The following is a 23,190-nucleotide window of genomic DNA, read 5'->3' as shown; positions in this document are numbered from 1 at the left end:
TCTTTAACGTGTAAGCCCGATATCTTCAATTGATCTGCCGCAATCACATTCGTGTCAGTCGCTGGAAAGGCGAAGCGCCGCCGCCGCCGCGACCGGCCCGAGCACGGCGAAGAACAGATTGATCGCGACAAGAATGAGGAAGGGCGGCAGGAAGGGCGCCGGCTCCTGGATCGCCGCATAGACCGCGCTCACCCCGAAGATCAGCACGGGGATGGCGAGCGGCAGCACGAGGATCGAGACGAGGAGCCCACCGCGCGGCAGGGCCACGGCAATTGCCGCGCCGGCCGCTCCGATGAAGGTGATCGCCGGCGTGCCTGCCAGCAGCGTCAGCGTCGTCGCCCCGATCGCCACCTCGTCCATGTTCATGAATAGGCCGAGCAGGGGCGAGGCGATGACGAGCGGCAGGCCGGTCGCGACCCAATGCGCGATGCATTTGACGAACACCGTCAGCACCAGCGGCGTCTCCTGCATCAGCAGAAGATCGAGCGAGCCATCCTCGCGCTCCGCCTGGAACAGACGGTCGAGGCCGAGCAGCGAGGCAAGCAGGGCGCCGATCCAGAGGATCGCCGGGCCGATTCGCGACAGGAGATTGAGGTCCGGCCCGACGCCGAAAGGGATGACGGCAACGACCGTCATGAAGAACAGCACGCCGATGAGGGCACCACCGCCGGCACGGACGGAGAGTTTGAGGTCGCGGGCGAGGAGGGCGATCATGCGGGGACCTTGTCGAATAGCGCAGGCGGCGCTTGTGTGCCCCCCTCATCCGACCCTTCGGGCCACCTTCTCCCCGTGGAGGAGAAGGGAAAACGAGAGGTTAGCGACCTTCCCCGTCTCCCCCACGGGGAGAAGGTGCCGGCAGGCGGATGAGGGGGCTTCGTCGCGTATGCTGACGTCATCACCACACACCCTCTGCCACACCCGCAAACCCCGTCATCCGCAACTCCCTTACCCCCTCCAGCCCGAGCGGCTGGTGCGTCGCGGCAATCGCGATGCCGCCGCGGGCGAGATGAGTGGTGACGAGGCTGGCGAACATCTTTTCGGCGTCCACATCGAGCGCGGCCGTCGGCTCGTCGAGAATCCACACCGGGCGCCAGGCGACGAGAAGCTTTGCCATGGCCATGCGGCGCTGCTGGCCGGCGGAGAGATAGCCGAAGGGAAGGTGGGCGATGTCGCCGAGGCCGACTGATTCGACAGCTTCGTCGACGGAGACGCCAGCGCCGCCTGCAAAATCACCGAAAAAGGCTTTCCAGAAGGCGAGATTCTCGTCGACGGTCAGTTCGCGCTTCATGGCATTGCGGTGACCGAGATAGTGGCAGGCCTCGCCGAGACGTTCCACCGGTTGCGCCGCAGCAACGAGTTTTGCCGTGCCCGTTTCCGCCGGCAGAAGGCCGGCCAGGACACGCAGCAAGGTCGACTTGCCGGAGCCGTTCGGCCCCTTGACGACGAGGGCCTCGCCGCGCGGAATTTCAAAGGAAATATCCTGAAAAATCAAGTCCTCGCCGCGCTTGGCGCTCAATCCCTCGGCGACGAGCCGCATGGCGTTTCACTTTCCTTTTACGACATTGGTCGCAATGCAAAAAATTGTCCAGATTTGCCCTTCGACACTCTGGAACCTTGTTTAGAAATTATCTATAACGCCCGCAACACGCCAGCGGTCGGCGTGAATTTCATCCAAGCGCCGAACACGGAATGAATTCCGCGTACGGACAGCGGAAATGACCGTACCCGCATCCCATAACGCGCTTCAACAGCGCACGGGCGTTCGTACGTCAGCTTTCTGGCGCCAGACGAGACGGGGTATAAAGTGTCCAAATCCCTAGACAGTTTCAATTGTCGTTCGACCCTTACGGTGAACGGCACCGACTATGTGTATTACAGCCTTCCCAAGGCTGAGGCGAACGGGCTTACCGGCGTCTCGAAACTGCCCTATTCCATGAAGGTGCTTCTGGAGAACCTGCTGCGCTTCGAGGACGGCCGTTCGGTCACCAAGGAGCACATCCTGTCCGTCGCCGACTGGCTGACGAACAAGGGCACCGTCGAAAACGAAATCGCCTATCGCCCGGCGCGCGTGCTGATGCAGGACTTCACCGGCGTTCCGGCTGTCGTTGACCTTGCGGCCATGCGCGACGCGATGGTGTCGCTTGGCGGCGACCCGGAAAAGATCAACCCGCTCGTTCCCGTCGACCTCGTCATCGACCACTCCGTCATCGTCGACGAATTCGGCACGCCGACCGCCTTTGCCCGCAACGTCGAGCTGGAATACCAGCGTAACGGCGAGCGCTACCGCTTCCTCAAGTGGGGCCAGCAGGCGTTCAAGAATTTCCGCGTGGTTCCGCCCGGCACCGGCATCTGTCATCAGGTCAATCTGGAATATCTGGGCCAGACGGTCTGGACCAAGGAAGAAGACGGCGAGATCATCGCCTACCCGGATACCTGCGTCGGCACCGACAGCCACACGACCATGATCAACGGCCTTGGCGTTCTCGGCTGGGGCGTGGGCGGCATCGAGGCGGAAGCCGCCATGCTCGGCCAGCCGGTGTCCATGCTGCTGCCCGAGGTCATCGGCTTCAAGCTGACCGGCAAGCTCAAGGAAGGCGTCACCGCGACCGACCTCGTGCTGATGGTCGTGCAGATGCTGCGCAAGAAGGGCGTGGTCTCCAAGTTCGTCGAATTCTTCGGCCCGGGCCTCGACAACATGACGCTCGCCGACCGCGCGACGATCGGCAATATGGGCCCGGAATACGGCGCGACCTGCGGCTTCTTCCCGGTCGACGGCGAAACCGTCAACTACCTCACCATGTCCGGCCGCGAAGAACAGCGCATCGCGCTGGTCGAAGCCTATTCGAAGGCTCAAGGGATGTGGCGTGACAATGACGGGTCCGACCTCGTCTTCACCGACACGCTCGAACTCGACCTCGGCGCCGTCGTGCCGGCCATGGCCGGCCCGAAGCGTCCGGAAGGCCGCATCCCGCTGGAAAACATCGCGTCGGGCTTCGCCGGTTCGATGGACACCGACTACAAGAAGCCGGGCCAGCTTTCGAACCGCTACCCGGTCGAAGGCACCGACTATGACCTCGGCCATGGTGACGTCGCCATTGCCGCCATCACGTCCTGCACCAACACGTCAAACCCGTCGGTCCTCATCGCCGCCGGCCTGCTCGCACGCAACGCGGTCGCCAAGGGCCTGAAGACGAAGCCGTGGGTCAAGACGTCGCTGGCACCGGGGTCGCAGGTCGTCGGCGAATACCTTGCCAAGTCCGGCCTGCAGGCCGATCTCGACAAGCTCGGCTTCAACCTCGTCGGCTTCGGCTGCACGACCTGCATCGGCAATTCCGGCCCGCTGCCGGCGCCGATCTCCAAGACGATCAACGACAAGGGCCTGATTGCCGCCGGCGTTCTCTCCGGCAACCGCAACTTCGAAGGCCGCATTTCGCCGGACGTGCAGGCGAACTACCTCGCCTCGCCGCCGCTCGTCGTCGCCTACGCGCTCGCCGGTTCGGTCCAGAAGGACCTGACGACGGAGCCGCTCGGCGAAGACCAGGATGGCAACCCGGTCTACCTCAAGGACATCTGGCCGACCTCGCAGGAAATCCAGGAATACATCCTGAAATACGTCACCCGCGCGCTCTATGCGGCAAAGTATGCCGACGTGTTCAAGGGCGACGAGAACTGGCAGGCCGTGCAGGTGCCGGAAGGCCAGACCTATGCCTGGGACGACCACTCGACCTATGTGCAGAACCCGCCCTACTTCGTCGGCATGGGCAAGACCGGCTCGGGCCTCAAGAACATCGAGGGTGCGCGCGTCCTCGGCCTGTTCGGCGACAAGATCACCACCGACCACATTTCGCCTGCCGGTTCGATCAAGGCCGCGTCTCCAGCCGGTGCCTACCTGACGGACAACGGCGTTGCCGTTGCCGACTTCAACCAGTACGGCACGCGCCGCGGCAACCATGAAGTGATGATGCGTGGCACCTTCGCCAATATCCGCATCCGCAACCACATGCTCGGCCCGAACGGCAAGGAAGGTGGCTACACGATCCACTATCCGACGAAGGAAGAGATGTCGATTTACGACGCGGCCATGAAGTACAAGGCCGAGGGCGTTCCGCTCGTCATCTTCGCCGGCGTCGAATACGGCAACGGTTCGTCGCGCGACTGGGCGGCCAAGGGCACCAACCTGCTCGGCGTCAAGGCCGTGGTGGCACAGTCCTTCGAGCGCATCCACCGCTCCAACCTCGTCGGCATGGGCATCGTGCCCTTCGTCTTCGAAGAAGGCACGACCTGGGCGTCGCTCGACCTCAAGGGCGACGAAGTCGTCACGATCGAGGGCCTGGAAGGCGACATAAAGCCGCGCGAGAAGAAGATCGCCAAGATCACCTATGCCGACGGCACGGTGAAGGAGGTTCCGCTGCTTTGCCGCATCGATACGCTCGACGAAGTCACCTACATGAACAATGGCGGCATCCTGCAGACCGTTCTGCGCGACCTCGCCGCCTGATCGATTTCAACGTCAAAACACGAAATGCCGGGGCCAAAACCCCGGCATTTTTCGTTTTCCGGAGCCTTTTTCTCCGCTATGAAGCTCACTCCATCGTGACTTCCTGTTGAACCGGCAAGCGCGTATGACGGGCTCAACAGGCTGGCATTGCCGGCGCTCCATTGGAAATGATCATGCCGAGACCGCACATACTGGATTGTCTGGCGATCCTGCTCGCGTTGGGAGCCGGCACAGGGGCTGCGCATGCGCAGGAAATAACGAAGCCCAAGGGTGTCGTCGAACTCTTCACCAGCCAGGGCTGTTCCTCCTGCCCGCCGGCCGACAAGGCGCTCGAAACGCTTGCCCGTGAAGGCGAGGTCGTGGCGCTCTCCTACCATGTCGACTACTGGAACTATCTCGGCTGGGCGGACACGCTCGCTTCCAAGGACAATACCGACCGGCAATATGCCTATGCCCGCATGTTCGGCCGCAATGGCGTCTACACGCCGCAGGCCGTGTTGAACGGCCGCGAGCACATCAACGGTGCGGATATTTCGGGCATCCGCTCGCGCATCGGTGCCATGCCCGACGAGGGCAAGGGGCTGACGGTGCCGGTCGACGTCGAGGTCAAGAACGACGAATTGCGCATCCGCGTCGGCCCCGGCGAAGGCAAGGCCAATATCGTCATCGCCTATTTCGAGCGCGAGCGCACGATCAACATCGACAAGGGCGAGAATCTCGGCAAGACGGTCAACTACTGGCACGCCGTGACCGACATGGAAACGATCGGCATGTGGGAAGGCAAGGAGACCAACCTGGTGCTGCCGGCCGACATGCTGAAGAAGAAAAAGAAGTCCGGCGGCTGCGCCGTGCTTATCCAGCGCATGCAGACAGCCGATACGCCCGGCGCCATTCTGGGCGCGACGGTGCTGACGGGCGACAAGAAGTCTCGGTAAATTCCCCCTTGGGGGGAGGCCCGGTCCGGTTTCTTCGAGGGGCTGGGGCTTGAGGGTTCGAAGAAACACGGACCGGACCAAGACGAAGTTACCGGCAACGGAATACAGGGCAACTTCGACAGGCGCTCGCCCTACCAAACCGGCTTCCCGCACAAGGCAGCAGGCAGGCATGGGCTGCGACTGGCGAACTCTCGCTGCAAATTTGGGCGTCTGTTTGTCTGAAATGCGGCGAAGTCGATTTTTGCGAAAACGCAAGTCTCGGCCCATCCGCCTTGCATTTCGGCTCCGGTCAGGCACACTGTCACCTCGCCGTCACAGACGAGGTGCGGAGATTCGATGACTGATCAGCCGGATTTGCAGGCTTCCAATGGCGTGGTCGACCTCAGGGAATACAGGAGCAGCAAGGATCCGCTGCCCATAACGTTCCATCGACGGGAGCTCGACGCAATCCTTCGGGTCTACGGCCGCATGGTCGGCGAGGGCGAATGGCGCGACTACGCCATCGACCATATGCGCGAGAAGGCGGTGTTCTCCATCTTCAAGCGTTCGGGCGAAATGCCGCTCTACCGTGTCGAAAAAACCCCCAAGCTCACCGCCAAGCAGGGCGCCTACAGCGTCATCAACCAGCACGGCACCATCCTGAAACGCGGCCACGAGTTGAGCCAGGTTCTCAAGGTGTTCGACAAGGCCCTGCGGCTCATCGAGACGTAGCGGCTTTACGCCATCGTTCCCGGATAATCCTGCGTAGACGGCTCCGTGCCGGCGCCCTCGCCGAGCGCGCGCTGCATGAACACCGTATCCAGCCAGCGCCCGTGCTTGAAGCCGGTTGCCGTCATGCGGCCTGAATGTTCGAAGCCGGCCGCGCTGTGCACGGCGATGGAGGCGGGGTGTGCGCCGCCGATGACGGCCACCATCTGGCGGAAGCCGAGATCCGTGCAGCGGCGGATCAATTCCGCCAGCAACGCCTTGCCGACGCCCTTGCCACGCGCTTCCGGCGCCAGATAGACCGAATCCTCGACGAGCCAGCGATAGGCCGGTCGCGTGCGGAAGGCCGATGCGTAGGCATAGCCGAGAATGAGACCGGTCTGCTCGATTGCCACGATATAGGGGTAGCCCTTGTCGGTGATCGACTTGAAGCGCGTTCCCATCTCGTCAAGCGACGGCGGGTCGACCTCGTAGCTCGCCACCCCGTTCAGCACGGATTCGCGGTAGATTTCTGTGAAGGCAGCAATATCGCCGGGATCGGCGGTGCGGATGACGAAGCTCATGGAAAGCCCACGTTTGTATGACAATTCCGCCGCGTTTTGCGTCCGGCCTTCCCGGAAAGCAAGATCAAAAAGGGGATGGGGTTACCCCATCCCCCCGGTTTGTCGAAAAGCCTTTGCCACCACGACGTCATTCCCGGTCTCGACCCGAGGATGACGAAGGTGAGGTATGGGCCGCTCAGGCGCCGTAGACGATGAGCAGGTCCTTGGCGTCGATCTGGTCACCGGCCTTCACCAGCACTTCCGAGACCGTGCCGTCCTTTTCCGCATGCAGCGCCGTTTCCATCTTCATCGCCTCAATGGAGAGCAGCACGTCGCCGGCCTTGACCGACTGGCCGGCCGAGACCGAGACCGTCGAGATGACGCCCGGCATCGGCGCACCGAGATGGGTGGCGTTGGCGATGTCCGCCTTGCGGCGGGCCGTCGACGTCGCAGCGCGGTTGCGGTCCGGAACCTTGATGAGGCGCGGCTGGCCGTTCAGCTCGAAGAACACCTTCACCATGCCCTGCGTATCCGGCTCACTCTGCGCCTGGTGCAGGATGACGAGCGAGACGCCCTTTTCCAGTTCCGGCGACAGTTCCTCGCCGGGCGAAAGGCCGTAGAAATAGGCCGGCGTCGGCAGGATGCTCACAGGACCGTAGGTATCGGCCGCGAGCGCGTAGTCCGTGAAGACCTTCGGATACATCAGGTAGGAGGCGAACTCGAAGTCGTCGACCTTGCGCTCCAGCTTGTCCTCGATGGTTTTACGCTCGGCATCGAGATCGGCCGGCGGCAGCAGCGAACCTGGCACGGCGGTATAGGGCGCCTCGCCCTTCAGTGCCTTCTTCTGCAGTGCCTGCGGCCAGCCGCCCGGGGGCTGGCCGAGGTCACCCTTCAGCATCGAGACGACCGAGTCCGGGAAGGAGACGTCCTTCGACGGGTTCTCGACGTCCGCGACCGTCAGGTCCTGGCTGACCATCATCAGCGCCATGTCGCCCACCACCTTGGAGGATGGCGTCACCTTGACAATATCGCCGAACATCTGGTTGGCGTCGGCATAGGCCTGGGCGACCTTGTGCCACTTGGTCTCAAGCCCGAGCGAGCGGGCCTGTTCCTTGAGGTTGGTGAACTGGCCGCCCGGCATTTCATGCAGGTAGACTTCGGACGCCGGCCCCTTGAGGTCGCTTTCGAAGGCGGCGTACTGGTAGCGCACGGCTTCCCAGTAGAAGGAAATGCGGCGAATCCATGCCGGATCGAGGCCCGGATCGCGCTCCGTGCCCTTCAGGGCCTCGACGATCGAGCCGAGGCAGGGCTGCGAGGTGTTGCCGGACAGCGCATCCATTGCCGCATCCACCACGTCGACACCCGATTCAACGGCTGCGAGCACGGTTGCGGCGGCAATGCCGGACGTATCGTGCGTGTGGAAATGGATCGGCAGGTCGGTCGCCTCGCGCAGCGCCTTGAACAGCACGCGGGCGGCAGCAGGCTTCAAGAGACCCGCCATGTCCTTCAGCGCGATCATGTGGGCGCCGGCCTTTTCCAGGTCGGCGGCGAGCGCGGTGTAGTACTTCAGATCATATTTCGGGCGAGCGGAATTGAGGAGGTCGCCGGTATAGCAGATCGCCGCCTCACAGATCCTGTCCTCTTCCGCGATCGCATCCATCGACACACGCATGTTGTCGACCCAGTTAAGGCAGTCGAACACGCGAAAAACGTCGATGCCGCCCTTGGCTGCCTGGCGGACAAAATATTTCACGACATTGTCGGGATAATTCTTGTAGCCGACGCCGTTGGCGCCGCGCAGCAGCATCTGCAAGAGCAGGTTCGGCGCGTCCTCGCGGATGCGGGCGAGGCGATCCCACGGGTCTTCCGTCAGGAAGCGCATGGAGACGTCGAAGGTCGCGCCGCCCCAGCACTCCAGCGAGAAGAGCTGCGGTAGCGCCCGGGCATAGGTGCCGGCGACGCGGGCGATATCATGCGTGCGCATGCGGGTGGCAAGCAGCGACTGGTGGCCATCGCGCATGGTCGTGTCGGTCAGGAAGACCTGGCTTTCGCCGCGCACCCATTCGGCAAACTTCTTAGGGCCGAGTTCGTCAAGCTTCTGCTTGGTGCCGGCGACGATCTTGCCTTCGATGAAGGGCACGATGGGTTTGGCGACATCCGCCGGCGGCCTCGGACGGCCCTTCGCCTCCGGATGGCCGTTGACGGTGACGTCGGCGAGATAGGTGAGCAGCTTGGTGGCGCGGTCCTGACGCTTCACCTGCTGGAAGAGTTCCGGCGTCGTGTCGATGAAGCGGGTGGTGTAGCTGTTGTCGCGGAAGGACTCGTGGCTGATGATCGCTTCAAGGAAGGTGAGGTTGGTGGCCACGCCGCGGATGCGGAATTCGCGCAGCGCCCGGTCCATGCGGGCGATCGCCTCCTTCGGGTTTGGTGCCCAGGCCGTGACCTTGACAAGCAGGGGATCGTAGAAGCGGGTGATCACCGCGCCCGGATAGGCCGTGCCGCCGTCGAGACGGATGCCGAAGCCGGAGGCCGAGCGGTAGCCGGTGATGCGGCCATAGTCGGGAATGAAGTTCTGTTCCGGGTCTTCCGTGGTGATGCGGCACTGCAGCGCATGGCCGTTGAGGCGGATATCCGCCTGTGCTGGAACACCCGATTCCGGCGTGCCGATCGCCTCGCCGTCGAGGATATGGATCTGCGCCTTGACGATATCGATGCCGGTCACGACTTCCGTGACGGTATGCTCGACCTGAATGCGCGGGTTCACCTCGATGAAGTAGAATTTGCCCGAATCCATATCCATCAGATATTCGACCGTGCCGGCGCCGATATAGTTCGTCGCCTTGGCGATCTTGATGGAATGCGCGGCCAGTTCCTGGCGCTGCGCCTCGCTCAGATACGGGGCCGGTGCGCGCTCGACAACCTTCTGGTTGCGGCGCTGGACCGAACAATCGCGCTCGAACAGATGCACGACATTGCCATGTGTATCGCCGAGAATCTGGCTTTCGACGTGGCGGGCGCGCTCGACGAGCTTTTCGAGATAGACCTCGTCCTTGCCGAAGGCGGCCTTGGCCTCGCGCTTGGCTTCCGTCACCTCGCGCAGCAGGTCCTTCGGGTCGCGGATGGCGCGCATGCCGCGCCCACCGCCGCCCCAGGAAGCCTTCAGCATCACCGGATAGCCGATGCTCTCGGCAAGCCGGTGGATTTCGTCCGCATCGTCCGGCAGCGGATCGGTGGCCGGCACGACGGGCACGCCGACGGAAATCGCAAGGTTGCGCGCGGCGACCTTGTTGCCGAGCTGGCGCATCGTATCCGGCCGTGGGCCGATGAAGATGAGGCCGGCGGCATCGCAGGCGTCGACGAATTCCGGGCTCTCCGACAAGAGGCCGTAACCCGGATGAATGGCGTCAGCGCCCGAAAGCTTGGCGACGCGGATCACTTCCTCGATCGACAGATAGCTCTCGATCGGCCCGAGATCGCGTGTCAGATGCGAGCCGCGGCCGATCTGGTAGCTTTCATCCGCCTTGAAGCGGTGCAGCGCAAGTTTGTCCTCCTCCGCCCATATCGCGACCGTTTTTATGCCGAGCTCGTTGGCTGCGCGAAAAACGCGAATGGCAATTTCGGAACGGTTGGCGACAAGGATCTTGGAAATGGGCAAGTCGGACTCCTCAATGACTTGAACGCGGGAAATGCTGCACCCGCGAAGAGGATTATTAGCGGGTAATTTTCAAAGTTCAATTTTGGAGTCGCCGTTCGGCGAAAGAATTGCGACAATCAGGAGACAAGGCCGAGCCGGAAGGCGATGGCGATAGCATGGTGCCGGTTGCGCGCGCCGAGCTTTTCCTGGATGCCGTTCATGTACCAGTCGACCGTGTGGCTGGAAATGCCGAGCACGCGGCCGATATCGTGCGAGGTCATGCCCTCGGCAAGCAGGCTCAGCGCCTCCATTTCGCGGCGCGTCAATTCCACGTCGACGATGGCGGAAAGGCGCGCAGCCTCTTCCGGATCCGCGACGTTGATGAGCTTCCAGTACAGCCGGCGGGCGATATTGTCGAAAAGTCCGATCTCGACACTTTCCAGGTCGACCGGCTTGCCGCCCAGGCTGAGGCTGCCAATGAGACCGCGGCGGCCGTGCACGGGAAACACGTAACCATCCTCGAGCCCGTTCTGCCGCGCATCGACCATCATGCGCTCCATGCGCTTGCGATGCGGGCTGAGACGGAAGGCGCCCAGCGTGTCACGCCAGCGGAAACCGGCCTGCGCATGGCCGAGATAGCGCACGGTCGGATCGACCTGCATATAGCGTTTGCGCAAATAGGTTTCCGGCCAGCCCTTCGGCCAGCGGCCGGCGAGCAGCAGGCTCGATGGGCTCTCCACCGGCTTCGGCGCCTGGAGGAGGCCGTAATAGTCGAACCCGTAAAGCATCAGCAGACGCTCAAACTCAGCCGTCGTCTCTTCCCGGCCGCGCAACTCGTCGATCAGTGCAAGAAATTGCACCAGCAAGTTGATCTTCATATGCCTCGCGCTTAAAGCGCCCCAAATCCATTTTTGAAAAAACCAAACCCGGCCCCGCGTTCGAACCAGTCATGTCCCATTCATGTTGCCCCGCATACAATTGGCAGGATCGAAGGATGAAAATCAATCGGCTAAGGGACATAGCGCGGCGTAAAATCGAAAATCACGCAAGATTTCATAGGAGTCATGAAATTTGCACGCTGTCGAAGAACTTTAGCCCCTTCCGCTGATTAAGAGCGCACTGCAAAGAGAACTGGTGCTTTCGCTGCACCGCACAATAGGTATCGCCGGAAAGGCCTTATTCCGTGTCTTTGTTTCAGGTTTATGCAAGAGCCCTTAGCTATCTTGGGGTCTACAAGATTCGCGTCGGCTCGGTGGTGGTGGCCAACATCGTGCTGGCAATCATCACCATTGCGGAACCGATCCTGTTCGGCCGCATCATCGACGCCATCTCCTCCAAGGGTGACGTCACGCCGATGCTGGCCATGTGGGCGGGCTTCGGCCTGTTCAACACGATCGCCTATGTGCTTGTCGCCCGCGAGGCCGACCGGCTGGCGCATGGCCGCCGCGCGAGCCTTCTGACGGAAGCGTTCGGCCGCATCATTTCCATGCCGCTTTCCTGGCATAGCCACCGCGGCACCTCGAACGCGCTGCATACGCTGCTGCGCGCCTGCGAAACGCTGTTCGGCCTGTGGCTGGAATTCATGCGCACGCATCTGGCGACCGCCGTGGCACTCGTTCTGCTGATTCCCACGGCTTTCGTCATGGATTATCGCCTGTCGATCGTGCTGGTGGTGCTCGGCGTGCTCTATGTCATCATCGGCAAGGTGGTGATGAACCGCACCCGTGAAGGCCAGGCATCGGTGGAGAACCACTACCACACCGTCTTCTCCCACGTGTCGGACTCGATCAGCAACGTTTCCGTCGTGCACAGCTATAACCGCATCGAATCCGAGACGCGCGAACTGAAGCGCTTTGCCGAGCGTCTGATCAACGCGCAGCTTCCCGTGCTCGACTGGTGGGCGATTGCCAGCGCGCTGAACCGCATCGCATCGACGATTTCGATGATGACGATCCTCGTCATCGGCACGGTGCTCGTGCAGCGCGGCGAAATCCGTGTCGGTGACGTCATCGCCTTTATCGGCTTCGCCGGCCTGCTCATCGGCCGCCTCGACCAGATGAAGGCCTTTGCCACGCAGATCTTCGAAGCCCGCGCCAAGCTTGAGGACTTCTTCACGCTCGAGGATTCCGTCAAGGACCGCGAGGAGCCGGCCAACGCTGGCGATCTCGGCGACGTCAAGGGCCGGATCGAATACCGCAACGTCAACTTCGACTTCGCCAATGCGACCCAGGGCGTCAACGACGTGTCTTTCACGGTGGAAGCCGGCCAGACCGTCGCCATCGTCGGCCCGACGGGTGCGGGCAAGACGACGCTCGTCAACCTTCTGCAGCGCGTCTACGAGCCGAAGTCCGGCCAGATCCTGATCGACGGCGTCGATATCGCGACGGTGACGCGCAAGTCGCTGCGCCGGTCCATCGCCACCGTCTTCCAGGATGCGGGCCTGCTCAACCGTTCGATCTCCGACAATATTCGCCTGGGCCGTGAGGGTGCGACGGAAGAGGAAGTCATGGCAGCGGCAGAAGCGGCGGCAGCGAACGACTTCATCACCTCCCGCCAGAGCGGCTACGAGACCCATGTCGGCGAACGTGGCAACCGGCTTTCCGGTGGCGAACGCCAGCGCATCGCCATTGCCCGCGCCATCCTCAAGAACGCGCCGATCCTCGTGCTCGACGAGGCGACCAGTGCGCTCGACGTGGAGACGGAAGCGCGTGTGAAGGCGGCAATCGATCAATTGCGCCGCAACCGCACGACCTTCATCATCGCCCACCGCCTGTCCACCGTCCGCGAAGCCGACCTCGTCGTCTTCATGGATCATGGCAAGGTGGCCGAGATGGGCACGTTCAACGATCTCAGCCAGAGCAACGGCCGCTTCGCCGCCCTGCTGCGGGCAAGCGGCATTCTGACGGACGACGACGTGCGCAAGAGCCACACCGCCGCCTGACGTCTCTCATCGTTGTGAGTCGTTCCTTTTGACCGGCAGGGCCTGCAAGCCCTGCCGTTTTGCATTCTGGCTGATGACGGCCGCCTGCCAGTCAAGATAACGCGCATAGGCGATGTGCAGCGCGATGCCGAGGATCGCGTAGAGCGTGCCGAGGATCGGGTTCTTGCCGGTCACGAACATCATCACCTGCCCCGCCATCGCAAGGATCGTGCCGAAGATGAAGACGGCAAGCGAATGCCGCCCCACGGCCACCAGCGGATGGGAAAGCGGCAGCGCGGCCCAGTTGGACAGAACCGGGATCGTCGCCACCAGATAGGCGCCCGCCAGCACATGAAGCAGCCGCGTGATCGAGAGGAACGTCTTGTCGAAACCGGTCAGTACCGCCGGCAGGCCGTAGGAAAAATCGATGTTCCACCAGGAGAACATCACCCACAGCATCGAGACGAAGAGATAGGTCGCCGACAGCGCCATCAGCACCGGATTGCGCGAAAAGCCCTTCTTCTTCGCCCGCAACACGCCGACGAAGCCGATCACGAAGAGGAACTGCCAGGACAGCGGATTGAGGAACCAGTAGCCGTCATCGAGAAAATTCGACGGCGCGATCTGCCAGATGCCGGCACAGAGCCAGAGCGTGCCGGAGACGGCGATCAGCAGCCAGGCGCTGCGCCGATAGAGCCAGAGGAAGCCCGGCAGCATCAGGAACAGCACGGCATACATGGAAAGAATGTTGTTATAGCCGAACTGATGGCCGAGCAGCACCATGCTGACCACGCCCTGCTCCGTGCGATCCACGACAGCGCGCAGATTGATCTCGGACAGGAGATCCGGCCGGCCGAACCACAACGCACCGCCGGCAAAGATCGCGAAGGTAATGACGCTCGTCATGATATGCGCGACGTAGAGCGTCAGCGCCCGCCGCAGGATGCGCAGCGTCACCGCCAACCGCTCGCCGACCGCAAAACGCGCGCCATAGGCAAGCCCGACCGACATGCCCGAAATGAGAACGAAGGCTTCCGCCGAATCGGAAAAGCCGAAGTTCTTGTGCGTCAGGTGCTCCAGATACTGGCCGGGAACGTGATTGACGAAGATCGTCAGCAGGGCAAGCGCCCGGAAGACGTCGAGGCGTGTGTCGCGTTCGCGCGGCACACGCCCCACCAGTCCATGTCTGTCTGTCATAATTCTCTGATCCATATGCATGGATCAGAGCAAATAACCCTCGTTTGAAGATTTGATGACAGTGTCGTTCACACTTGTTTGCCATCCACCGTCATTGGCGCGCTCGACACGGATCGAAAGTGTCCGTCCATCCAGGACGAGCGTCGCCTCATAGCCGTTCCACGCGGCCGGCAGAACCGGTTCGACGAAGAGGCGGTTGGCTTGCCTACGGATGCCGAGGATGCCCTCGACTGCCGCACGGTAGAGCAGGCCTGCCGACCCGGTATACCAGGTCCAGCCGCCCTGCCCAGTGCGTTCGCCTGCACCATAGACATCGGCGGCAACGACATAGGGCTCGACGCGGTAAAGTGCTGCCGCTTCCGGGTTTTGCGCGTGGTTGATCGGGTTCAGCAGGTTGAAGCAGGTCCAGGCATCCTCGGCCCGGCCCTGCCGCGCCAACGCCAGCACGACCCAGGTCGCGGCATGGGTATATTGGCCACCGTTTTCGCGCACGCCCGGCGGATAGGCCTTGATGTAGCCCGGATCCTGCGGGGTCTCGACGAGCGGCGGAGTGAACAGGCGGATGATGCCGTGCTCCCGGTCGACAAGGTTTTCCATCACCGCATCCATCGCCTGACGCGACCGTTCCGCACTGCCCATGCCGGACAGCACGCTCCAGCTTTGCGCGATCGAATCGATCCGGCACTCCGCGTTTTCAGCGGAGCCGAGCGGCGTGCCGTCATCGAAATAGCCGCGGCGGTAGTAGCTGCCGTCCCAGCCGGCCGTTTCCAGCGCGATCTTGAGGCGGCCGAGATGCTCTTCCCATTGGCTGGCGCGGGTCTGGTCCCCGCGCTCACGGGCGAGCGGGATGAAGCCGCCAAGCGTGCCGGCGAGGAACCAGCCGAGCCAGACGCTCGTGCCACGGCCTGCCTCACCGACGCGGTTCATGCCGTCGTTCCAGTCGCCGCCGAGGATGAGCGGCAGGCCGTTCTCTCCGGTGCGGCGCAGCGCCAGGTCGAGTGCGCGGGCGCAATGTTCATAGAGCGGCGCCTCTTCAGACGAGCGATCCGGCGTGAAGAACGCATCGTGCTGGCCTTCGGCCAGTGCCTGTCCCTCGATGAAGGCAAGCGTTTCGTCGAGGACCGTATGATCACCGGTGGCGCGGCAATAATATTCGACCGCATGGGCGAGCCACACCACGTCGTCGGAGATCATGGTGCGCACGCCGGCGCCGTTGTCGGGCAACCACCAATGCTGCACGTCGCCTTCGACGAATTGCCGCGAGGCCGCGTTGAGGATCTGCCCGCGGGCAAGCTCCGGCCGGTGCAGGATGAAGGCAAGCGTATCCTGCAACTGGTCGCGGAAGCCGTAGGCGCCGCTTGCCTGGTAGAAGGCCGAGCGGGCCTGGATGCGGCAACCCAGTGCCTGATAGGGCAGCCAGTCATTGACCATGCGGTCGAGCGCCGGATCGGGCGTCTTGACCTGAAGCGTGCCGGTAAAGTCGCTCCAGTAGCCACGAACGGCGGTCATGACCTTGTCGAAATCCACCGCGCGGCTCTTGTCGGCCAGCGCCCGGGCGCTGTCGGCATCGGCCGTGTCGCCGAGCACGAAATGCAGTTCACGCGTCTCGCCGGGTTTCAGCGTGATATCGACGGCAAGCGCCGCACAGGGATCGCCGATGCCTTCGGCGGAACCGGACAGCGCCTGCCCCGCGACGACAGCCGCCGGCAGCACGATGTCGCCGCCGCGGCCAATGAACTCGCGCCGTTTCGCGGTAAAGCCCGAGAGCGGCGCATTGACGGCGAAGAAGCTGGTCCGGCCGGCAAAGTCGAAGCTGTACGGGTTCGTTGCAAAGAGCGCGCCGCTCTCCTCGTCATGGCTGGTCAGCACAAAGGGCGCGGTCTTGGTGGGATTGTTGCCGAGCACCCACTCGACATAGCCGTAAACCGTCACGCTGCGCTCCGTTTCACCGGTGTTCTTCACGACAAGGCGCGAATATTTGACCGGATCCTCAGGATCGACCGTCTGCACGAGATCAAGCTCGATATCGTCTTCCCAGCTGCGGAAGGCCGAGTAGCCGAGGCCATGCCAGGTCTCGAACTTCACCGAGGGCTTGCGCGACAGCGTGGCGAAGGGCGTCATTACCGTGCCGCGCTCGCGGTCTCTCACATAGAAGGCCTCGCCCGGACGGTTGATGACCGGATCGTTCGTCCAGAGCGTCAGCTGGAAGTCGCGCGAATTGCGGCTCCAGGTGTAGCCCGCGCCTTCCGCCGAAACGTGGAAGCCAAAATGCTGGTTGGCGATGACGTTGATCCACGGCTGCGGTGTCGCCTCGCCGCCGCGCAACCGCACGGCATATTCCCGGCGATCGGCGTTGAAGCCGCCGAAACCGTTCCAGAAGGAAAGACCGTCACCGTTTATGTCCACCGGCTCGCCGGCGGGCGCCGGCAGCTTCGGAACCAGCGTTTCGGCCTTCGTCTCCTCCACACCGCGCGGCGTGGAGAACAGGGCGACCGTGCGGGCAATCTGGTCGGCAAGCGTGCCGTTGCGCGCGTGGAAAACGGCGCGCGCGGTGGCGAGCAGCGCCTGCCAGGTGGTGCCGTCCATCAGGTCGCGGCGCACCGTGAAGACATGCTGGCGCGCACCGTCGGACTGGCTGCGGCTGCGCAGGTTCTCGCACATATGGTCGAGTGTGTGCTGCATGTCCTGCGCATAGGAAGAGGCGCGCTCGTTCAAGATCACCAGATCGGCCGTGACGCCGCGGTGACGCAGGTAATCCTGTGCACGCAACGCCTGGCGGGCGACTTCGATGTCCATCTCGTCGTTGATACGCAGCACGAAGATCGGGAAGTCGCCGGAAATTGACAGCGGCCACAGCGCCGACTGGGCAGCCAGCCCGCTCTGGATCGTGCCGGTATCGGCGCGAAGGTGCATGTCCGGATAGGTGAGGTAACGGCCGAGCATCTGGAAGCTCGCCGCCTCCTGCGAGGTGACGCCGACATGGCGCATATGCACCTGCGAGCGCGTCCAGGCATGGATCATTTCGTGGTTGAAGACGTCCGGGTGGCGGTAGCGGTCGATTGCCGCATCCACTTCGGCACGGCTGGGGGCGGCAATGGTCCAGAAGATGACCTTGACCTTCTTGCCGGCCGGCACGCGCACCACGCGGCGCAGCGCCATGATCGGATCGAGCGTGAAGCCGTCCGTGCCGGAAAGCTGCGCGCCCGGATCGAAGGCGGCGGCCGTCGTCAGCGATCGGCCGCGGCCGATGAAGCGGCGGCGGTCGGTTTCGATCTCGGTGCGGCGCGAGGGACCGGCATTGTCGACGATCAGGTGGGCGACCATCATGTCCGGTTCGTTCGGGTTGCGCTTCTGCCGCTCGGCGCGCACGACATCGCCGCGCTTGCCGATCTCGGTGCGGATGAACATTTTCGAGAACAGCGGATGGGCGCTGTCGGCCTCGTCGGTCGAGATGACCGGCTCCATGTAGGACGTCACTTCGATGAAGCGGTCCTCCGTTCCGGTGTTGAGAAGCGTCAGGCGGCGGCCTTCGGCGTCATGCTCGGTGGCAACGATGACCTCGAGTTCGCTCGTCAGCGTGCCGACGGTCTTGATGAACTCCGCCTTGTCGTCGCCGAACTGGGTCTTCGTTTCCTCGCCTTCGGCGCGCTTCGGCTCGGCAGTGGCGGACCACCACTCGTTCGTCGCCGTATCGCGCAGGAAGAGGAAGGAGCCCCAGCGGTCTTCCGTGGGGTCGGGCTTCCAGCGGGTGACCGACTGGCCGTTCCAGCGCGAATAGCCGGCACCATTCGCCGTCAGCATGACGGAATAGTGCCCGTTCGACAGGAAGACGGTCTCGCGCTCCCTGGAGAACGGATCCTTGATGATGCGGATTTCCGGGCGCAACAGGTCGGCCTGCGTGCTGCCGACGGTTTCCGGTTCGCGCTTGGCGTTGATGACCGGAATGTCGCGCGGCGCCTTTTCCTGCAGGAGCAGTTCGGCGGCCTCGATGACCGGGTCGGAGTGGAAACGTTCGCGCAGCGCGCCGTTGAAGACGACGTTGGCAACGGCGGCGATCGACATGCCGTGATGGTGCGCCATGTAGTTGCGCACGACCGCGCAGGTCTTGCCCTCCGGCACGCGCGTCGGCGTGAAGTCGACGGCATCGTGGAAGCCATAGACGCCGAGGGCACCGAGCTTGCGCAGCCGCTCGAGGTTTTCGAGCGAGGCCGCCGGCGCATATTGCGAGGCAAGCAGCGAGGCATAGGGCGCGATCACCGCATTCTGGCCGAGGCCGCGCTTGAGGCCGAGCGTCGGCACGCCGAAATTGGTGTACTGATAGGTCAGTTCGTGGTCGCGGGCGTTGAAAGCGGCTTCCGAAATGCCCCAGGGCGTGCCGAGACGGCGGCCGTGGTTCATCTGCTCCTTCACCACCAGATTGTTCGTCTGGTTGAGGATGCCGCCCTGGCGCTCCTGCATGACGAGCGGCGGCATGAGATATTCGAACATCGAGCCCGACCAGGAGACGAGCGCACCGCGCGAGCCGACCGGCACGACCGGGCGGCCGAGCTTGTACCAGTGCTCGGTGGGAAGATCCCCCTTGGCGATGGCAAACAGGCTGGTGAGACGTGCTTCCGAGGCGAGCAGGTCGTAGCAGGCCTCGTCGAGTTCGTTGGTCTCGACGCGGTAGCCGATGGACAGCAGGCGGCGCTCCTGGCGGAACAGGAAGCCGAAATCCATCGAGAAGGCGATGTCGCGTGCACGGTCGCGCAACACGACCAGACGCGCCCGCAAGGTCTCGATGCTGCCTAGGTCGAAGACGCTGTCGGCAATATGCGCCTCGCAGGCCGCGACCAGCGCGCCCGCCCAATGCACGACCTCGCCGCTCTGCGGCGACTTGATCTCGTGGTCGAGGTTGACGATCAGCTTGTTGACGTCGCGCGCCAGCACCGAAAGGTTGATGACGCGGATGGAGGCGAATTCGTGCTCGCGCTTGACCGCGGCGAGCGCGTTGTGGAAGCCGGCGATGCGCTCCTCGATGAGACGGCGCAGCGGGCGGACGGTCTTGCGGTCGTCGGGGAGTTCGCCCAGCGTCTCGGACAGGATCGATGCCACGTCGCCGATGCCGTCGAGGCTGCCCTGCAGAAATGCCGACGGCGCTTCGGCCCATTCGCGGCACATGGAAGAGACGGCGATGAGGTGGCCGGCGAGGTTGCCGCTGTCGACCGCCGAAACGTAGCGAGGGCCAAGCGTTTCCAGCGTATTCGTGCGGTACCAGTTGTAGAGGTGGCCGCGATATTTCGGCATGCCGTCGACGGTCGAAACCGTCTGTTCCAGGCGCCGCACCGTCTCTTCAAAACCGATCCAGCCGAAATCGCGCGCGGAGATGACCGAGAGCAGGTAGACGCCGATATTGGTCGGCGAGGTGCGCTCGGCAAGCACCGGCTGCGGCGTTTCCTGGAAATTGTCCGGCGGCAGGAAGTGCTGCTCGGCCGTCACGAAGGTCTCGAAATAGCGCCAGGTGCGCCGCGCGATCTTGCGAAGCTCGGTGGCGACATAGTCGGATACGACGAGCTGGTCCTCGGTCTCCGCCGTCTGGCTGACATTCCAGGCGATCATCGGCGACAGCAGCCAGACGAGAGCGAACGGAATGCCGATGAAGGGCAGGCCCGTATCGGAGACCATGGCGAGCGCCACGGAAACCACGGCGAGCGCCGGCGCCTGCCACATGGATTTGTAATGAGCAAGAATGCCGCCGCGCGCGGCACTGTCGGCCTGCGCGGCCGTGCGCCATTCCAGCATCAGCTTGCGGCTGACGAAGGTGCGGTAGAGCGAGCGGATGATCGCATCCGCCATCAAGCCCGCCGAATGGGCGATGAAGACGATGCGGAGCGCGACCTGCGCATTGGCCGCGCGGATGTCCGAGATGACCCGATGCACATGGGCACGCGCGACAATGTCGTTGCGGCGCGGCATGATGCCGGAGATCAGCGACAGCGTCGGCGCGACGAAGAGCAGGAAGATCAGCACGAGCTGCCAGATCAACGCCTGGCGCGGCTCCATATAGTACCACCCCATGACCGAGGCGACGAGCCAGCCGATCGGGATGAGACTGCGGCGCAGGTTGTCGTACATCTTCCAGCGGCCGATCATGGAAATTCCACTCGACGGGCTGAAGAGGTAGGGCAGCAGCTGCCAGTCGCCGCGCGCCCAGCGATGCTGGCGCGAGGTCTCGACACCGTAGCGCGTCGGGAAATCCTCGACGAGTTCGACATCCGTCACCAGCGCGCAGCGGGACAGCGAGCCTTCGAGAAGGTCGTGGCTCAGCACCGCATTCTCACCGATCCGGCCCTTCACGGCCGCCTCGAAGGCATCGACGTGATAGAGGCCCTTGCCGGTGAACGTGCCTTCGCCGACGAGATCCTGGTAGATGTCGGACACGGTGAAGACGTAGGGGTCGATGCCACGATCGGCGGAAAAGATGCGCTGGAACGTCGAGGCTTCCTTGCCGGTCGTCAGCGACGGCGTGACGCGCGGCTGGAGAATGCTGTAGCCGGCGGTGATTTCGCCCGTCGCCTCGTCGATGACCGGGCGGTTGATCGGGTGGTGCATCTTGCCGACGAGCTTCGTCACGGCGTCGCGCATCAGGCGCGTGTCGGAATCGAGCGTCATGACATATTTGACGTCCGCCGGCACGATGTTGGCGCCCGGCAGGAAGGTCGTGTCGCCGTCACCGCGCAGAAGCAGGTTCAGCTCGTGCAGCTTGCCGCGCTTGCGCTCCCAGCCCATCCAGGCGCCTTCTGACGGATTGTAGAGCCGGCGGCGGTGCAGGAAATAGAAGCGCGTGCGGCCGTCATAGGCGTAGCGGGCGGACAGCGCCGCAACCTCGCGCTTGGCGTAGTCGAGTACGTCGAGATCGGCCGGCGTTTCTTCCGACTGGCTGTCGGCCCAGTCGCTGATGAGCGCGAAATAGATCTCGCCGCGCGGATTGGCGAGGTAGTGCACCTCGAGATTGCGCACCAGTTCGTCGACATGGTCGCGCTTGGAAATCAGACAGGGCACGGCAAGCAGCGTGCGTGCATCGTCCGGAATGCCGTCCTTGAATTCATAACCGACAAGGCGGGACGGCGTGACGAAGAAGGTGACCAGCGTGTTGAAAAGACCCGTCGCACCCTCGGAGGCCGGCAGCGCGAAAAGCACGAGCATGATGAGCCATGCGCCGTTCGGAATGTCGAGCGGATCGAGGAAGAAATAGACCGCGATCATCGCCAGCAGCGTCAGGATGATGTTGGGCCCGGCAATCGCGAACCAATCCAGCTTGCGGATCAGGCGCACGGCCTGCTGGACAAGCGAAGGCCGGTAGCCGATGCGCTTTTCGAGCTGCTTGCGCTTCTTGCCGACGAGGAAGGCCGCCACATTGGCCTTGTAATCCAGGTCCTCGACATGCGCCGCCGCATCTTCCTCGGTCATGGTGAGCGCGGTTTCGGTCACTTCCAGCTCGGTCTTGCCGGAACGGCGGGCGAAACGCTCGATCGTGTTGCGGTACTTGTTGCGCGAGCCGAAATCGAGGTCGCTATAGTCGGAACGCTGGCGCAGCGCTTCGTCGAGACGGCTGACGCTCTCGAACCAGACGGGCCATTCCGTATCGTCGACGGAGCGCAGGCTCTTGATGAGCGAACTCATCGTGACGTTGCCGGAGGACAGCCGGTTGTTCTCCGCGACGATCAGCTCCTCGAGATCGCTGCCGCGGCTCTCGATCTTGCGCTCCAGCCACTGGATCACGGCGCCGGAGGCCTGCAGGCCGTCACGAAGCCGGTAGAGCAGCTGGATGACGAAAGTGTTGTCGTCGATGAAGGTCTCCATCGACTGGAGATGGGCAATGCATTTTTCCGGATCGTTGAGCCGGATCAGTTCGTCCGCCACCTCGTTCGCCTTCAGCCGCATCTTGCGCGAGCGCTCGACGCGGCTCGAAATGCGGCGGAGGTTTTCGAGAAGCACGAAACGAATGAAGGACGGCAGCGCCCAGAGTTCGCCGATCTTCAGCGCATCAACCTTCTGGAAGCCCTGGACGAAGGCCGTCAGGCCGTCATGCGAGACGCCGCTATGCGTATGGGCGACATAGAGCCAGGCGAGCGCCAGCGTGCGCGGCATGACCTGTCCCTCGACCTCCATGGTCGGCAGCTGGCGGAAGAAGCGGCGGGGGAAATCGCGACGGACTTCCTGGATCGCCTCTTCGATCACGTAATAATTGTCGAGCAGCCATTCGGCGGCGGGGGTGATCTGCACGCCCGCTTCGACGTCCTTCGCGGTCACCTGATAGACGCGGAAGATCTCCTTCTCGTTCTCCTTGTGCCGGGCACGGAATTCGAAGGGACGGAAGCCGGGCAGGGCCGCGCGTTTGTCGCGCGCCAGCGCTTCACCGCAATCGGCGAGCTCCTCCAGCGTCAGATAGGTGGCGCGGATCGAATCGTTATAATCGATCTGCTTGACGTCGGCATCGCGCGAGGAGGCTTGCGGCGTATTATGAAGGGGCATGTTTCTGATTCTGGATCCGGCCATGTGGAACCATCCGGCGGCGGCCTTTGCGCTGGACAGTTTTTTGCGGGCAGGGTTCATATTTGTGCCGCGATCAGCCATGGCACCGAACCGCACCTGGGAGATGCTTGACGGTTGGACATGGCTCAGGCGACACGCTTGTTGGCATCCTGGCCGCGTGGTGCATGAAAACGGCATTTTTTAGCCGTAAGGACAGAGACTTGCAACATGTCAACAGGACTGGA

Annotated in this window: 12 protein-coding genes; 5 read left to right on the top strand and 7 right to left on the bottom strand. The window is 63.2% G+C overall.

Annotated features, from left to right (window positions below):
* Nucleotides 1-54 precede the first annotated feature (54 nt).
* A complete protein-coding gene (ccmB, locus tag ACT6VE_RS14805; protein WP_444799336.1) occupies nt 55-714 on the bottom strand; it encodes a heme exporter protein CcmB in 660 nt (219 codons plus the stop codon).
* A gap of 181 nt (nt 715-895) precedes the next feature.
* Nucleotides 896-1,537, bottom strand: a complete 642-nt coding sequence (gene ccmA, locus ACT6VE_RS14800; RefSeq protein ID WP_444799335.1) for a heme ABC exporter ATP-binding protein CcmA — start codon at nt 1,535-1,537, stop codon at nt 896-898.
* A 267-nt stretch (nt 1,538-1,804) separates the two neighbouring features.
* Between ccmA and acnA the strand changes: the two genes are divergently transcribed.
* From acnA to ACT6VE_RS14785, 3 genes are all read left to right on the top strand, one after another.
* The gene (gene acnA, locus ACT6VE_RS14795; protein WP_444799334.1) at nt 1,805-4,498 is read left to right on the top strand and encodes an aconitate hydratase AcnA; all 2,694 of its coding nucleotides are present in this window, start codon (nt 1,805-1,807) and stop codon (nt 4,496-4,498) included.
* Between the two features lie 173 nt (nt 4,499-4,671).
* The gene (locus ACT6VE_RS14790) at nt 4,672-5,433 is read left to right on the top strand and encodes a DUF1223 domain-containing protein (protein WP_171902423.1); all 762 of its coding nucleotides are present in this window, start codon (nt 4,672-4,674) and stop codon (nt 5,431-5,433) included.
* A gap of 336 nt (nt 5,434-5,769) precedes the next feature.
* Nucleotides 5,770-6,144: a DUF2794 domain-containing protein gene (locus ACT6VE_RS14785; RefSeq protein ID WP_444799333.1), complete on the top strand. Its 375-nt coding sequence runs from the start codon at nt 5,770-5,772 to the stop codon at nt 6,142-6,144.
* Between the two features lie 5 nt (nt 6,145-6,149).
* Here the strand turns inward: ACT6VE_RS14785 and ACT6VE_RS14780 are convergent, their stop codons facing one another.
* The 3 genes from ACT6VE_RS14780 to ACT6VE_RS14770 form a co-directional block, all read right to left on the bottom strand.
* Nucleotides 6,150-6,701 (bottom strand): GNAT family N-acetyltransferase, encoded by a 552-nt coding sequence (locus ACT6VE_RS14780; RefSeq protein ID WP_444799332.1) that lies wholly within the window; start codon nt 6,699-6,701, stop codon nt 6,150-6,152.
* A 175-nt stretch (nt 6,702-6,876) separates the two neighbouring features.
* Nucleotides 6,877-10,335 (bottom strand): pyruvate carboxylase, encoded by a 3,459-nt coding sequence (gene pyc / locus ACT6VE_RS14775; RefSeq protein ID WP_444799331.1) that lies wholly within the window; start codon nt 10,333-10,335, stop codon nt 6,877-6,879.
* Between the two features lie 116 nt (nt 10,336-10,451).
* Complete coding sequence (locus ACT6VE_RS14770; protein WP_444799330.1) at nt 10,452-11,192, bottom strand: LuxR family transcriptional regulator; 741 nt, start codon at nt 11,190-11,192, stop codon at nt 10,452-10,454.
* 305 nt (nt 11,193-11,497) lie between these two features.
* Between ACT6VE_RS14770 and ACT6VE_RS14765 the strand changes: the two genes are divergently transcribed.
* The gene (locus ACT6VE_RS14765) at nt 11,498-13,255 is read left to right on the top strand and encodes a glucan ABC transporter ATP-binding protein/ permease (protein ID WP_444799329.1); all 1,758 of its coding nucleotides are present in this window, start codon (nt 11,498-11,500) and stop codon (nt 13,253-13,255) included.
* Nucleotides 13,256-13,261: 6 nt separating this feature from the next.
* Here the strand turns inward: ACT6VE_RS14765 and ACT6VE_RS14760 are convergent, their stop codons facing one another.
* Both ACT6VE_RS14760 and ACT6VE_RS14755 read right to left on the bottom strand, forming a co-directional pair.
* The gene (locus ACT6VE_RS14760) at nt 13,262-14,431 is read right to left on the bottom strand and encodes an OpgC family protein (RefSeq protein ID WP_444799328.1); all 1,170 of its coding nucleotides are present in this window, start codon (nt 14,429-14,431) and stop codon (nt 13,262-13,264) included.
* A gap of 24 nt (nt 14,432-14,455) precedes the next feature.
* Complete coding sequence (locus ACT6VE_RS14755; protein WP_444799327.1) at nt 14,456-22,945, bottom strand: GH36-type glycosyl hydrolase domain-containing protein; 8,490 nt, start codon at nt 22,943-22,945, stop codon at nt 14,456-14,458.
* Between ACT6VE_RS14755 and ACT6VE_RS14750 the strand changes: the two genes are divergently transcribed.
* Nucleotides 22,944-23,150 carry a hypothetical protein gene (locus ACT6VE_RS14750; protein WP_444799326.1) on the top strand — a complete coding sequence of 69 codons (207 nt, stop codon included), beginning with the start codon at nt 22,944-22,946 and terminating at the stop codon, nt 23,148-23,150. The two genes, ACT6VE_RS14755 and ACT6VE_RS14750, sit on opposite strands and share 2 nt — an antisense overlap.
* The last annotated feature ends 40 nt before the right edge of the window (nt 23,151-23,190 follow it).

It is taken from the genome of Shinella sp. (assembly GCF_052438155.1).
Lineage (GTDB): Bacteria > Pseudomonadota > Alphaproteobacteria > Rhizobiales > Rhizobiaceae > Shinella.
This window is presented reverse-complemented; position numbering and strand designations above follow the sequence as displayed.